The organism is Streptomyces sp. NPDC047515, assembly GCF_040643055.1.
Taxonomy (GTDB): domain Bacteria; phylum Actinomycetota; class Actinomycetes; order Streptomycetales; family Streptomycetaceae; genus Streptomyces.
This window is the reverse complement of the sequence record NZ_JBEYTM010000101.1, coordinates 1-12,744: the sequence shown is the minus strand read 5'-3', so window position 1 is coordinate 12,744 and position 12,744 is coordinate 1. Positions and strand designations below refer to the sequence as shown.

The 12,744-nt window shown below is 67.2% G+C and carries 12 protein-coding genes and 3 pseudogenes; 7 read left to right on the top strand and 8 right to left on the bottom strand.

Going from position 1 to position 12,744, the window contains the following annotated elements; translation table 11 throughout:
- The first annotated feature begins 103 nt into the window (after positions 1 to 103).
- Both ABZ826_RS37495 and ABZ826_RS37490 read left to right on the top strand, forming a co-directional pair.
- On the top strand, positions 104 to 454 hold the full coding sequence (locus tag ABZ826_RS37495) for a group II intron maturase-specific domain-containing protein (protein ID WP_361458814.1): 351 nt from the start codon (positions 104 to 106) through the stop codon (positions 452 to 454).
- Positions 455 to 484: 30 nt separating this feature from the next.
- Complete coding sequence (locus ABZ826_RS37490; RefSeq protein WP_361458812.1) at positions 485 to 1,540, top strand: IS3 family transposase; 1,056 nt, start codon at positions 485 to 487, stop codon at positions 1,538 to 1,540.
- A gap of 75 nt (positions 1,541 to 1,615) precedes the next feature.
- On the opposite strand, the gene ABZ826_RS37485 is transcribed toward ABZ826_RS37490, so the two are convergent.
- From ABZ826_RS37485 to ABZ826_RS37475, 3 genes and pseudogenes are all read right to left on the bottom strand, one after another.
- Entirely contained in the window at positions 1,616 to 2,914 is a 1,299-nt protein-coding gene (locus ABZ826_RS37485) for an erythromycin esterase family protein (RefSeq protein WP_361458810.1), read from the bottom strand.
- 246 nt (positions 2,915 to 3,160) lie between these two features.
- The gene (locus ABZ826_RS37480; RefSeq protein WP_361458820.1) at positions 3,161 to 3,853 is read right to left on the bottom strand and encodes a CatB-related O-acetyltransferase; all 693 of its coding nucleotides are present in this window, start codon (positions 3,851 to 3,853) and stop codon (positions 3,161 to 3,163) included.
- A 34-nt stretch (positions 3,854 to 3,887) separates the two neighbouring features.
- Positions 3,888 to 4,436, bottom strand: a pseudogene (locus ABZ826_RS37475) (ATP-binding cassette domain-containing protein); the annotation flags it as partial.
- Positions 4,437 to 4,593: 157 nt separating this feature from the next.
- On the opposite strand from ABZ826_RS37475, the gene ABZ826_RS37470 reads away from it, so the two are divergent.
- Complete coding sequence (locus ABZ826_RS37470; protein ID WP_361458808.1) at positions 4,594 to 5,238, top strand: TetR/AcrR family transcriptional regulator; 645 nt, start codon at positions 4,594 to 4,596, stop codon at positions 5,236 to 5,238.
- A gap of 491 nt (positions 5,239 to 5,729) precedes the next feature.
- On the top strand, positions 5,730 to 7,031 hold the full coding sequence (locus tag ABZ826_RS37465) for a hypothetical protein (protein WP_361458806.1): 1,302 nt from the start codon (positions 5,730 to 5,732) through the stop codon (positions 7,029 to 7,031).
- 102 nt (positions 7,032 to 7,133) lie between these two features.
- Here the strand turns inward: ABZ826_RS37465 and ABZ826_RS37460 are convergent, their stop codons facing one another.
- The 3 genes and pseudogenes from ABZ826_RS37460 to ABZ826_RS37450 all read right to left on the bottom strand — a co-directional run.
- A complete protein-coding gene (locus tag ABZ826_RS37460) occupies positions 7,134 to 7,667 on the bottom strand; it encodes an SMI1/KNR4 family protein (protein WP_361458803.1) in 534 nt (177 codons plus the stop codon).
- A 200-nt stretch (positions 7,668 to 7,867) separates the two neighbouring features.
- Positions 7,868 to 9,100, bottom strand: coding sequence for an MFS transporter (locus tag ABZ826_RS37455; protein ID WP_361458818.1), 1,233 nt, complete (start codon positions 9,098 to 9,100; stop codon positions 7,868 to 7,870).
- Between the two features lie 245 nt (positions 9,101 to 9,345).
- Positions 9,346 to 9,471, bottom strand: a pseudogene (locus ABZ826_RS37450) (IS5/IS1182 family transposase); the annotation flags it as partial.
- Positions 9,472 to 9,835: 364 nt separating this feature from the next.
- On the opposite strand from ABZ826_RS37450, the gene ABZ826_RS37445 reads away from it, so the two are divergent.
- Positions 9,836 to 10,924 carry a MerR family transcriptional regulator gene (locus ABZ826_RS37445; protein WP_361458816.1) on the top strand — a complete coding sequence of 363 codons (1,089 nt, stop codon included), beginning with the start codon at positions 9,836 to 9,838 and terminating at the stop codon, positions 10,922 to 10,924.
- A gap of 187 nt (positions 10,925 to 11,111) precedes the next feature.
- Here the strand turns inward: ABZ826_RS37445 and ABZ826_RS37440 are convergent.
- Both ABZ826_RS37440 and ABZ826_RS37435 read right to left on the bottom strand, forming a co-directional pair.
- Positions 11,112 to 11,363 (bottom strand): annotated as a pseudogene (locus ABZ826_RS37440) (hypothetical protein); the annotation flags it as partial.
- The gene (locus ABZ826_RS37435; protein WP_361458822.1) at positions 11,363 to 11,554 is read right to left on the bottom strand and encodes a hypothetical protein; all 192 of its coding nucleotides are present in this window, start codon (positions 11,552 to 11,554) and stop codon (positions 11,363 to 11,365) included. The pseudogene ABZ826_RS37440 and the gene ABZ826_RS37435, both read right to left, overlap by 1 nt.
- Before the next feature lie 234 nt (positions 11,555 to 11,788).
- Between ABZ826_RS37435 and ABZ826_RS37430 the strand changes: the two genes are divergently transcribed.
- The gene (locus ABZ826_RS37430) at positions 11,789 to 12,238 is read left to right on the top strand and encodes a GNAT family N-acetyltransferase (RefSeq protein ID WP_361458801.1); all 450 of its coding nucleotides are present in this window, start codon (positions 11,789 to 11,791) and stop codon (positions 12,236 to 12,238) included.
- Between the two features lie 12 nt (positions 12,239 to 12,250).
- On the top strand, positions 12,251 to 12,577 hold the full coding sequence (locus ABZ826_RS37425) for a transposase (protein WP_361458799.1): 327 nt from the start codon (positions 12,251 to 12,253) through the stop codon (positions 12,575 to 12,577).
- Positions 12,578 to 12,744: the final 167 nt, after the last annotated feature.

Genomic DNA, 12,744 nt, shown 5'->3' with positions numbered 1-12,744 from the left:
CGAGGCTGCCTGGATCAACAGACCCTCTCAAGATCAAACGATCCCGGCACAGCAATAGAACGACCTACCTGCCTTGATCACGTTGACAGGTTCCGTCCAGGCGGTGAAGCGGAAGGTCAAGATGCTGTGCCGAGAGGTCGAAGTGAATCAGCCGTTGGATGACCTGCTGCGTCGGCTGAATATGGCGCTGCGGGGCTGGTGTGCTTACTTCCGGCCCGGGGTGTCTTCCGCGACCTTCGCCTATCTGAGCCACTACACGTGGCAGACGGTATGGCGATGGATGCGGCGCAAACATCGCCGGTCCACCTGGAAGGAACTCCGCAACCGCTATTGCGGCGGCGGATGGTGGCCCGCCAGCGAGAATAGGGAGCTGTTCGATCCCGAGAAGGTAGGAACGACCCGCTACCGCTGTCGAGGGTCCGCTATCCCGGCCCCCTGGACTGTCGCGGGATGAGAATGTCCAACACGCATCCCATTTCGGGACTTGTGGAGAGCCCGGTGCATTGAGAGGTGCCCGCCGGGTTCGGGAAGCGGTCCGGGGGAACGGTCCGGCCGAAAGGCCGGAACCGCGCCCCGGGCCGACTTTCACCGACCGGCCACACACGCGCTCGTAGCGTTCATCGACGAGCACCGGGACCGCTTCGGCGGCGTCGAGCCGATCTGCAGGACGCTCACCGAGCACGACTGCAACATCGCACCCTCCACCTACTACGCGGCGAAGAAGCACCAGGCCGCACCCTCGGCCCGGCGGGTCCGGGATGCCGGACTCAAGGAACTGATCGGCGAGGTCTACCACGCCAACTTCCGTGTCTACGGGGCCCGCAAGGTCTGGCGCGAGCTGAACAGGCAGGGCCACACCGTGGCCCGCTGCACCGTCGAGCGCCTGATGCGCGAGCCCGGTATCGCCGGCGCCGTCCGCGGCAAGAAGGTGATCACCACGATCCCGGACCGCTCTGCCGAGCGGGCACCGGACCTGCTGGACCGCGCCTTCGCCGCATCGGCGCCGAACCGCTGCTGGGTGGCCGACTTCACGCATGTGAAGACCTGGTCGGGCGTCGTCTACGTCGCGTTCGTCGTGGACACCTTCTCCCGCCGGATCGTCGGCTGGGCTGCCGCCACATCGAAGGAGACCCGGCTCGTCCTGGACGCCCTGGAGATGGCTCTGTGGCAACGCGACCGGGACGAATTCCCTTACCAGCGCGGCGAGTTGATACATCACTCGGATGCCGGGTCGCAGTACACGAGTTTCAAGCTCGCCGAACATCTGGAGGCCGCAGGCCTCGCGGCCTCGATTGGCTCGGTCGGCGACGCCTACGACAACGCCCTCATGGAGTCCGCGATCGGCCTGTTCAAAACCGAGCTCATCAAACCCGGCCGGCCCTGGAAAACACTGGCCCAGGTTGAGCTCGCCACCGCCGAGTGGGCCGACCGGTACTGCCACCGCCGACTCCACGGTGAAATAGGGCGCATCCCGCCCGCCGAATACGAGACCAACTACTACCGCGAAACCACGAAACCCCAGGTCACAACCACAATCTGAGATCTCTGCCGAACCCGGGGCGGTTCAGTTCACCGCGTTCCGGCATCATCGCGCGGCGGGCCTCGATGGCCTGTCTCACATGATTTCGAGGTGGTTGGCCACGGTGGAGGTCGGGGTGTGGAGAATGGCGTCGAACGCGTCGAGCACGGGGGTGTGGAGGTAGGCGCTTTGCAGCCGGATGCGGTCGGGGCCGGGGGCAAGACCGGCGTCGTCATGGGCCTCTGGGCGTGCCTGGTGGAGATCGACAATGCTGAGACCGAGTTCGGCGTCGGCGAAGCCGGCTTCGATGCTTCCCGGCTCGGGCGGCTTCAGCGCGGTGGCGTCGATGGTGAAGCCGAAGCGTGTGTTCTCGTCGCGGGGCATGTCCGCGGTGTGTCCGATGGTGCTCGTCAGGCCGAGGGCGACGTACTCGTCACCGAGCGCGCGGTGCAGGTGCTGCCCCATGGGGAGTCCCGTGAGGTGGCCGTTGAAGGAGACCGGAGTTTTCTGGATGTGGGCGTTGTGGGCCGCCAGCACGACGCGGCTCCTGGGTTCGAAGCGCTCCAGGTGCCACAGGACCGACCCGGCCATGTAGACGTCCCGCGCCGAGGTATCGGCGGTCAGCCCCTTTCCGGCGAAGAGGTCGGCCATGGCGCGGAATGTGTAGTCGGCGTGGCAGGCGCCTTCGAGTCGGCGCACGGCGATGTCGTAGCTGTGCTGGTCGCCGCGGGAGACGTAGAGCGGTTCGACGGAGCGGAACCGGATGAGCAGGCGCGTCAGGATCGCGCTGAGGGCGTCTTGTTCTGTGGTGGCCAGGCGTGCCCAGGCGGGGGCGGCGACGGCACCGGAGCCGCCGGCGAACGATTCGGCGATCCGCATCGCCGCCTGGACTGCCGGCAGGGTTTCGGGATCGATGTGGCGCAGGTAGTCGGCGACCGGGGTCAAGGCGGGAAGCAGGGACCCACCGGCCGCTGGGATGTCGATGCCGGCGAAACGCACCGGTGGTGAGTTGGTGCGGTTGTGCCGGCGCATCCAGCGCAGCGGCTTGTCGACGCCCACGGGGATCGCTCCGGCGAGGTGGGCCGACAGAGCATCGTCCGTTCCCTCGCCCTGGGCCCATGCGTCGAGGGGGAAGCCTTCACTGAAGCCGTATTCGAAGGCCAGGACGGTGAAGCCACAGCGTTCGACCAGGAACCGCAGGATGCGCTCGCGCATGACTGCGAACTCGTTGATGAAGTGTGAATTTTCGCCGATCGCGACGACGCGGGCTTCGCCGATGATGGCGCGCAGCGGCTCCAGGTCATCGAGCGGCGCCTCACGGTCGACGTGGGTGAGCGGGACGGCATGGGCGCGAAGCCAGTCGGCGAACGGGCTGTGGTGGGACGAAGAAGGCATGCTGACAGCTCGATTCTCGGTGCTGGAATGTGGATGGATCGCGGCCGATACGGGAGCGGGTGGCATCGCACGGAGGCAACCACCGGAGTTCGGCGACATGGCGGTGAAACCGCTCGGCCTCACTGCGCGCAGCGTCCCCCGAAGAAGGGGCCGCGGAGTTGCTGGATGCGGGGGCCCGCGACCGGCGATGGTCTTCGCGGATCGCGGGGCGGCCTCCACAGAGCCGGTCCTTGTGTGGGGGACGGTTCAATGGCCCGTCGCGCTGCGGGGCGGTGGGTCTTGACGCGCCTGTCCCGTGTGCCCGGCCGCGGCGTTCTCCAAGTCGTCGATGCTGCCGGACATGATCGTGCGGATGTGTTCTGTGATGTGCGGGAGGGGCCAGTCCCACCAGGCCAGTGCGAGGAGGCGGTTGATGTCGGCATCGCTGAAGCGGCGGCGGATGAGGCGGGCGGGGTTGCCGCCGACGATGCCGTAGGCGGGGACGTCGTCGACGACGACGGAGCCGGAGGCGATGATCGCTCCGTGGCCGATGCGGACGCCGGGCATCACCATGGACCGGTATCCGAACCAGACGTCGTGCCCCACCATGGTGTCACCCCGTCCGGGCAGGCCGGTGATGAGGTCGAAGTGCTCGGCCCAGGAACCGCCCGTGATCGGGAAAGGGAACGTCGAGGGGCCGTCCATGCGGTGGTTGGCGCCGTTCATGATGAACCGCACGCCCTCTCCCAGCGCGCAGAACTTCCCGATGACCAGCTTCTCCGGCCCGTAGTGGTACAGCACGTTGCGCGTCTCGAAGGCGGTCGGGTCGTCGGGATCGTCGTAGTAGGAGAAGTCTCCGATCTCGATCAGCGGCGAGGTGATCAGCGGCTTCAGTAGCACCACCCGCGGCTGCTCGGGCATCGGATGCACCACGGTCGGGTCGGCGGGAACGGGCGGTATCAAGGATTGCTTCCTTTCTGCGGGGATGTCTGTGCAAGCACAGCGGCTCCGGCGCGGCCGCCAGGACGGCCGCAGGCCGCAATCTGACCCGTTCTGCGCCGGAGCGGCTGCCCACGGTAAGGTCACGGCTCACCAGCCCCAGGCCGAGACCGTGCAGAGGACGTTCCACGCGGGCGTCGGCGTCGTAGCGGCCACGCAGTTCGAAGACCGTCATCAGTTCGCCGTACTCGGCCGTGCCCGACTCGTCGCCGTCGGCCATCGCGGCCTCCAGACGGGGCATTCGCTGCTCGACGGCGCGCAGGTCATCCAGGACCGGGTCGCTGATGTGCTTGACGCTCGCACGCGGCTCCGTCCGCTCGTCCTGGGCGAGAAGGCCGATGCCGCAGGCGGCCTGGACGACGACCTCGCCCTGATCGGGCCGTTCACGTCCGGCGAGCAGGCGCAGCAAGGCGGTCTTGCAGGATCCGTTCCCACCGACGATCCCGGTGCGCTCGCCCGCGGTGAGTGAGCAGGTCAACGAGTCAAGGACGAGCCTGCCGTTGAAGGACCTGCTGACGGCGAGCGCGGTGATCTGTCCATGCATGCGGGGAGTCCAAAGCGTTTGAGAACGAGGCGGCCGTCAAGGGCCGCGCGGCCGGGCGAACGCTTCGGAAGAGCATCGATCACTCCACTAGTGCGACAACTGCTGCTTTAAGATGGTGTCACAACGCCGCCCCCTTGAGCAATCGGACTGTCCACTGATGACTCCCGCAGACCCGGAACGAGAAGGCACCCGGCCGTCGACCCGACGCCGACCCGGGGGTCGCACCGCCCGTATTCGCATGCAGGTACTCGACGCGGTCCTCGCGGAGCTCGGCGAACACGGTTATGACGGGCTCACCACGGACACCGTCGCCGCCCGCGCCGGCGTGCACCGCGCGACGGTGTACCGGCGCTGGGGGGACGTCGGCGGCCTGCTCGCCGACGTTCTCGACGCGGCGAGCGACGACGACTGGCAGCCACCGGACACCGGCACACTGGAGGGCGATCTGGCCGCACTGAACCAGGAGATCCAGGCAGCCCTGACTGCACAGCCACCGGTCGTGGCAGCGCTGATCGCCGCCTCGTTCCGCTCCGAGAAAGCCGCCCATGCCCAACAGCGGCTCTGGGAGGACCGGTACGCCCGCTGCGAGGCCATTGTCAGCCGGGCCGTCCGACGCGGCGAACTCCCACCGCGAACCGACGCTCGGCGACTGCTCATCGCCGCCACCGCGCCGCTGTACCACCAGTTGGTACTCCTGCGCGCAACACCCGACCCGCAACTGCCCGGCCATGCAGCCAGAGCCGCCGCTCTCGCCGCAGCCGCCGGAGCCTTCGCCGAGCCCTCATCAGCGGACGAGGCCTGAGTGAGACTTCACCGGTTCCGCCCCCTTTCGAAGGCTCGCACGGCTCGTTCTACAGGTGGTCGCACGATGCGGCCCCGTCTTCCAGCCGACGTCAAAAGGGGAGCCAAGACCGGACGATGCCCTGTTCACCGGGGGCAGGGCGGGCCGCAAGCAACATTCGCGCCGGGTCCTGGTGCTCGTTGTCACTGGATCCGCCGACCGTGCAGGTCAACGATCAACTCGCTGTCCATCGCCGCAGCAGACCACTGAATCCCGCGACGCGATCAACGACGTGGCCCAGGTGATCACGGGTACATCATCACGTGGTGGTATCGCCTGTCACCAGCACAGGCGATACCACCGCGGTCATCCAAGACCTTCGCCAACCCGGACGGCAGTTTCACCACGGAGATGACCGGCGCCCCCGAGCGCATCAAGCGTAACGGGAAGTGGCAGACGGTCGATGTCGGCTTCGTCCGCCGGAGCGATGGCAGGATGGCACCACGGTCACGGTGACCCCCGAGAAGCAGCGGTCGAAGGCTGCTGCGGAGTCCATCGCGCGGGCCCAGGAGAAGCAGTCGAACCGGCCGGGCCTACGTGCCTACCCAGGGCCCGTGATCGACGGCAAATGGTGCGACACCACGCTCGTGGGCCAGAAATCCTACTTCACGCGCAACGAGGCGTGCCTGATCTACACCTGGACCGCCGAGGGTGAGGACAAGAAGGGCAAGTACCGCCAGCAGTCGGAGCTGATGTGGCAGGTCAAGCTCGACCCGGAGGGCGACACCATCAAGCAGTGGCTTCAGATGGTTCCCATCGCGGGCTCCTACAAGCCGGGGCTGCCGTGGCCCGCGGCATCCGGTGCGATGGCCTTCAACATCGGTGCCGCGTGCAATGCCGGCTGCACCGACGACGAGACCGGCTTCGACTGGGAGTCGGACCGCAAGCCCAATTGGGGAAGCGGGCGGGATGAACACATGGCCCAGGGCAGTGCCACCCTGAAGTGGGACGGCAGCGTCGCCAACGCCTCGGGCGCCAGGGATGTCGACCTCTCCAAGGAACTCCCGTTGTGGATTCATGGCTTCATGAGCACGAACGTGCCGGACATGGTGATGGTCCAGCCGGAGGGGGGCACGCCGATCTTCAAGGCGCGCTGCGACAAGGCCAAGCTGGCCGACAACAAGGTCCCGGGTTGCGTCTTTTCTCGTTACGTTCCGGGCTACGTGATCAACAGTGCCAAGGCTCCCGCCGCGGCGGCGCATGCCTGGCTGCTCCAGCAGAAGACACCCGCCAACGTCGGACGTGACCCACTGCACCCGCTGAACTACCTGCCGGGCGCCGACCGGAACGAAGGCAACGTCATTCCGGACAAGACGAACCGCGACAAGGTCTGCAACCGCAGCGGGCCCGGCACGTTCACCAACCACCCCGACACCGGGTTGTTCCCCGAACTGGTCGCCACCGGCGGTGCTGACATCGTCTCCTGCGACGAGTATGCGTTCAACGCCACCTACCAGTCCGGCGGTATGCCGGCCGACAAGGGCGGAACGAACGAGATCAGCCACGGCGGGGAGTGCGTGCAGACCTACGCTACCAAGGACAAGCTCTACGACGACCTGCGCTATGCCGCACCGACGTGGAAGGAGGTCTGCGGCCGCTCCTCGATGTCGCAGTGGGTCAACGGCGCGGCGATGAACCGCTTCGGCTCCGTGTTCGCACCGCAGTTCCGCCTTCTGGACCACGACTCCTACTGGGTCCAGGTCCCGGGGCTCGACGACTGCGATGCCTCCGGTGCCACAGTGAAGTGCGAGTAGAAGCCGTAGTCGGTCTCGGTCTCTGACGTGTACGAGGCCCCCAACCATCCCGGTCGGGGGCCTCCGTCCCACCTCGGTCCGCGCTACCGGGGAACAGGTGCCTCACAGAGCGGGCGGAGCCCACTGCCCCTGTTCCAGGGCCGTCGCGGCCTCCTTGAGCCATACGGACAGCAACGGTCCCTCGGGTACCGTCTGATCCTTGTGATTCCAGTGCCCGACACGCCAGTGGAAGTCACCGGGGGCGGCGTTGACAAACAGTCCGGTGAAACCGTCCGGGTCGTAGGCCGCGAACGGAATCCACGCTCGGTCGTAGAACTCCATGCTGGTGTTGAAGAGATACAGCGGTTTGGCCGCGGCCGCGGACACGAAGGTGTCGCCCTGAGGCAGAAAGGCGCGGGCCACGACCTCCTCTTCGGGATCGCCCCAGACCATGGGGCCGCCGCTCCCGTTGTTGCACATCCACAGGGCCTGCAACCCAACCGGGAGCGACATTCCTACGACCGTTTCGACCTCGTCCAACTCCTCTGGCGAGGCACCCGGTTGCAGGGTGGCGTACGAGGCCGGTACGTGCTTCCGCAACCAAGTCCGTATCCGGTCCCACGCGGCGGTGACCTGGGCCGCTTCACCGGCAGTCATGAGACCCGATCGTACATACGAGGTATCGCCGCCAGGTCGCTGCCCAGTGGGGAGAGGGCCGACACACCGCCGCCCGCCGTCGGGACCCTCAACAGTTCCGCCCCGGCTGTCCCGGAAGTTCGGGTCTTCCTGCTGCGCCACACTGCCGCGGTGCGGTCTGTTTTGGAGGACAGCGAGACAGAGCTCGGCTGTGCTCGCCGTCAGCGGTCGCTGTCTGTCGTACGGCTGTACTCCGAGGCTGAGGACCGTCGCGCGGCGTGTGCGAGAACAAGGGCGAGAAGGACTGCTGCGACGGCCGACGCGACATAGATGGATTGGTAGCCCACGTGGGCGATCAGCAGTGAACCGAGTGCTTGGGCAGGCGCTTGGGGACCGAACATGAGAAGCGTAGTAGCTGCTGCGACACGGCCCTGCAGGTGGGGCGGGGTCAGTTGTTGTCCGGCATTGAGAGCGGCGAGGAAGACCCAAGGAAGCGCGAACCCGAGCACGAAGGACCCGAACCATACCGGGGGCATCCAGGGAAGGGCCCGCAGGATCGAACCGCCGGCGAACGCGGCCAGACCCAGGAGCGTGAGGGTGTCCAAGCCGACCCGGGCGATCACGCGGGGGCTGACCAGGCTGGCCAACACGGACGCGGCGCCGAGGAGCGCTGTGAACACACCGAGGTAGCCGGGCGGCTGGTGCAGTTCGGCGACCATGCTGTACTGGGCCGCTACCCCCACACCCGATACCGCCATGATCAGTGCAGCAACGATGAGGATCCGCGCAAGTGGCGCAGTGGCGCGAATATGGGCGGCGCCGGCGAGGATCTCGGTGCTCCATCGGGTCCTCGGCGGCCGGGGTTGTTCGGGTGGCGGCTTGAGCAACGCCGTTGCAGTGGCCGCTGCCACAAAGGTGGCGGCGTCGAGTGCGGCAACGGCCCCACCGCCGAGCAAGCTGAACAAGCCTGCCCCGACCAGCGGCGAGACCAGGCGGCCTGATTCCTGTATTCCCAGGCGCCAGCCGTTGATCCGCCGGCGGGTCGACGGCCGGAATGTATGGGCGAACAACGCGGTCTCGGCGGGATCGATGAGTACCAGGGAGGTGCCGTAGGCAACCATCACGGCGAAGACCACCCACAGGTGCTCCCGCCCTTGAACGAATAGCAGACACGCGACCGCGATCGCACTGCACAGATTGACGATGATGAGGAAGCGCTGCCGTGGGACACGATCCGCGACCAGTCCCGCCAGTGGTCCGAACAGCGACGGGATGTAGATGCATGTTTGTGTCAGCCCGGCGAGCGCACTGCTCCCCGTGAGGGATTTGACCCACATCCCGGCCACCAGGCTCAGCGCAGTATCGCCGATCATTGAAAGCCCGAGCCCGGTGAGATAGAGCCGAGCGTTGCGGCGCTCCATTGCCGACGACGGCAACTCCTGGGCTATGCCCATCGGTTCCACTCCCGAGTCCTCCAGCAGTCGCTACACCGAGGCGAGCCGGACAAAGACGACGCCACGCGCAAGGAGGCACGGGCCGTCCCGACGCAGTCCCGGGGGTGCGGCGGAGACGATCTCCAACTTATTCGGTTCAGCGGCTGATTATTGAATTTTCGCGCGACCGTGATTACGGAATGCTCGGGATCTGCGGACCAGATCAAGGGCGTATCTTCCCCAAGAGGCTGTTACCTCCCGGCGTTTCATCCCGTGGATAGCGTTTTGTGGTGAGGTGCTGGGTCGCGCCAGGAGATGGTGGCCACCCCGGTGAGACGGCGGGCCATGAGATCGGTCATGGCGAGGTGGCCCACGGCTTCGGAGCAGGTCGGTGATCGGCAACAGCCTCTGGAACCGGTCGACAAACGCTGTTCCCGGCCTCGCGCTTTCATGAACGCGCTCGTCCATGCCTTGATCAAACAAGCCGACAGGGTTCGCCGCCGTGCTCCGGACGGCCGCCCCTCGATCGTGTGCAACCGGTGCTGGTAGTGGCAGCGGCGGGCGACGGCTCGGCGTTGTCGGCGCCGGATGGACCGGTTCGAGGCGTCAGCGCGGGGTGAGCGCCGTGAGGGGGTGCGGAGCCTGGTCTCATGGCCGGCCACGCGCGGTACCGGGAGCGAAGCGCTTGACCCTCACGTGGCGTGATGCCGCATAGTCGCCGACGTGGAAGAGCACGAGCACCTGACCGTGGGACGTGTGGCCGAGTTGGCCGCCGTGAGCGTCCGCACCCTGCACCACTATGACGAGATCGGCCTCGTCCAGTCGTCCGCGCGGACCAGCGCCGGGTACCGGGCCTACTCGGCGGGCGACGTGGAGCGTCTGCGGGAGGTGCTCGCCTTCCGGCGGCTGGGCTTCGGGTTGCGCGAGATCGCGGATCTGGTGGACGACCCGGCCACCGACGCGGTCGCGCGCCTGCACCGGCTGCGCGGCCTGCTGGTGGAACAGCGGGACCGCACTGCAGCCATGGTGACGGCCATAGACAAGGAACTGGAGGAACGGGCAATGGGGATCAGGACGGCGCCGGAGGACCAACTGAAGTTGTTCGGCGCGCAGTTGTACGAAGCCATCGGGTCCGCCTACCCGGCGACCCGGCGCACCGAGCCGCGGATCGCCGCACGGATCCGGGAAGCGCTCGGGGACGCGCGGACGGTGCTGAACGTCGGGGCCGGCACCGGCTCCTACGAGCCCTCGGACCGTGAGGTCACGGCGGTGGAACCGTCGGCGGTGATGCGGGCGCAGCGTCCCGCGGGCGCGGCGCCGTGCGTGGCCGCCAGTGCGGAACGCCTGCCGTTCGCTGACCAGTCCTTCGACGCCGCGATGGCGGTGAGCACCGTTCACCACTGGCCGGACCCGATCGCCGGGCTGCGCGAAATGCGGCGGGTGGCCCGGCGCGTGGTGGTGTTCACCTACGACGCCAGTACGACCGGCTGGCTTCAACGGTTCTGGCTCACCCGCGACTACCTGCCCGAATTCGCTGACCTTCTCGCCGACTGGCCGTCACTGGCCGACATGGCCCGCGCGATTGGGGGCCGCGCGGAGCCGGTGCTCATCCCGTGGGACTGCGCTGACGGCTTCTTCGAGGCCCACTGGCGCCGGCCCGAGGCGTACCTGGACGAACACGTGCGCCGCGCGGTGTCGGTGTGGACCCGAGTCGGCCCGGAGGCCGAGCAGCGGGCGGTAAACATGCTCCGCACCGACCTCGTCTCGGGCCGGTGGGCCGAGCGCAACCGCGACCTCGTCGCCCTCGACGCGGCCGAGCTCGGCCTTCGCCTGCTCGTCGCCTGAACCATCACGTGCGAGAACGCCGCAAGGAGCCGACCGGCTGGAATCAGTGTCCACCTCTGTACTGAGTGTGGGCTGATGGCCCATCAGGAGCGGTCCTTACGGGATGGCTCCTCGATCGTGTGCAACCGGCGTTGGTAGTGGCAGCGGCGGGCGACGGCCTGGCGTTCTCGGCACCAGATGGACCAGTTCAAGGCGTGAGCGGGGGGCGAGCACCATGGCGGAAGCGGGCCGTGGAGACGGCCGGCTGCCAGGAGTCTCCGGATCTCTGCCACGGTGAGGTCGACCAGAGTACGGGAACCGTTTCTGCAGCCCCCTTTGACGCCGAGGCTGCCGCCACCGCCGCCAGGAAGGCGTGGGCGAGCATGGCCAGGGTGATGTGCCCCATCCAGCCGGTGTAGCGATGGACCTCGTACTGGTCCAGGCCGCACTCGTTCTTCGCTACTCCGTCCTCTTCGCCGAGGCGTTCGGCGCGTAGTGCTGGAGCTCGTCGCGGATCTCGTCCGCGTACCAGCGGGCACCGGCGAGCAGGTGCTGGACACCGTCGAGGGTGGCATGGCCGGCGTATTCGGTCGGCTGCCAGCCGTTCTTGCGGCTGACCGGGTCGAGCAGGCCGCGGACGTAGTCGCGCATCCGGCGGCGTGGCTCCACGCCACTGAAACGGTGACCGACACGGAGGGCACGAGTCTGCAGCCGAGACGTGGGACAACGAACTCGAAGACCCACCCGGACCAGGAGGTGTAGCGGCGGACCTGGTGCTCGTCCAAGGCGGCAAGGCCCTTTCCGGTCCGGAAGAATTACGACCTGGTCCGCGACAGAGGGCCAGAGGCAGCGCAGGCCATCGGTGCGAACTGACAGCATGGCCCCATGGATGCAGTGGATCTCGGCGAACTCGTTGTGCGTCGCGTCAGGGAGTCGGAGGCAGACGCGCTGGTTGGTATCGACTCGGTCGCGGTTGAAGGTGACAGGGAGCGAGTGGCAAGTATCCGAAGGTGGTGCCAGCAGGGCCTGGTGGTCGTAGCGCAAGGTGCGTCTGGCCTGTTTGGCTACTGTGTAGTTGAGTACACATTCTTCGAACAGGGCTTCGTCACGATGCTGATGGTCGCACCATCCGCTCGCGGCAGAGGCGTTGGCCGTCGGTTGCTGGACGCCGTGGCGGCCTCGTGCGAAACCCAGAAGTTGTTCACCTCAACCAACGTCTCCAACCAGCCGATGCAGCAGCTGCTGCAACGAGCTGGATGGAGGCCAGTCGGCCTTCTCCACGGCCTTGATGAGGGTGTGAACCGCCCCGTGTCGAATGGAGACTCGATTTCATGAAAGGATCGGGTCATGGCACGACCTTCCCGTTACCCGCTTGAGCTCCGCCGTCGTGCGGTGCGCATGGTCGCCGAGGTGCGAGGCGACTACCCGAACGAGACGGCCGCCCTGCAGGCGGTCACCGACAAGCTCGGCATCGGCTCCCGCGAGACACTGCGGAACTGGCTGAAGCAGCACGAGATCGACGCGGGGGCGCGTCCGGGGACGACGACGGAGGAATCGGCCCAGCTCAAAGCGATGAAGAAGGAGATCGCCGAGCTGAAGCGGGCCAACGAGATCCTCAAGGCGGCGGCGAGTTTCTTCGCGGCCGAGCTCGACCGGCCACACACGCGCTCGTAGCGTTCATCGACGAGCACCGGGACCGCTTCGGCGGGGTCGAGCCGATCTGCAGGACGCTCACCGAGCACGACTGCAAGATCGCCCCTTCCACCTACTACGCCCACAAGAAACGACTGGCCGCTCCGTCCGCCCGTACCGTGCGGGACACGGAACTCAAGGAGCTGATC

Coding starts and splice junctions, on each gene's coding strand:
- ABZ826_RS37485 (WP_361458810.1), bottom strand. CDS start 2,914: ATGCCTTCTTCGTCCCACCACAGCCCGTTCGCCGACTGGCTTCGCGCC.
- ABZ826_RS37470 (WP_361458808.1), top strand. CDS start 4,594: ATGACTCCCGCAGACCCGGAACGAGAAGGCACCCGGCCGTCGACCCGA.
- ABZ826_RS37460 (WP_361458803.1), bottom strand. CDS start 7,667: ATGACTGCCGGTGAAGCGGCCCAGGTCACCGCCGCGTGGGACCGGATA.
- ABZ826_RS37455 (WP_361458818.1), bottom strand. CDS start 9,100: ATGGGCATAGCCCAGGAGTTGCCGTCGTCGGCAATGGAGCGCCGCAAC.
- ABZ826_RS37435 (WP_361458822.1), bottom strand. CDS start 11,554: ATGCGCGACTACGTCCGCGGCCTGCTCGACCCGGTCAGCCGCAAGAAC.
- ABZ826_RS37430 (WP_361458801.1), top strand. CDS start 11,789: ATGGATGCAGTGGATCTCGGCGAACTCGTTGTGCGTCGCGTCAGGGAG.
- ABZ826_RS37425 (WP_361458799.1), top strand. CDS start 12,251: ATGGCACGACCTTCCCGTTACCCGCTTGAGCTCCGCCGTCGTGCGGTG.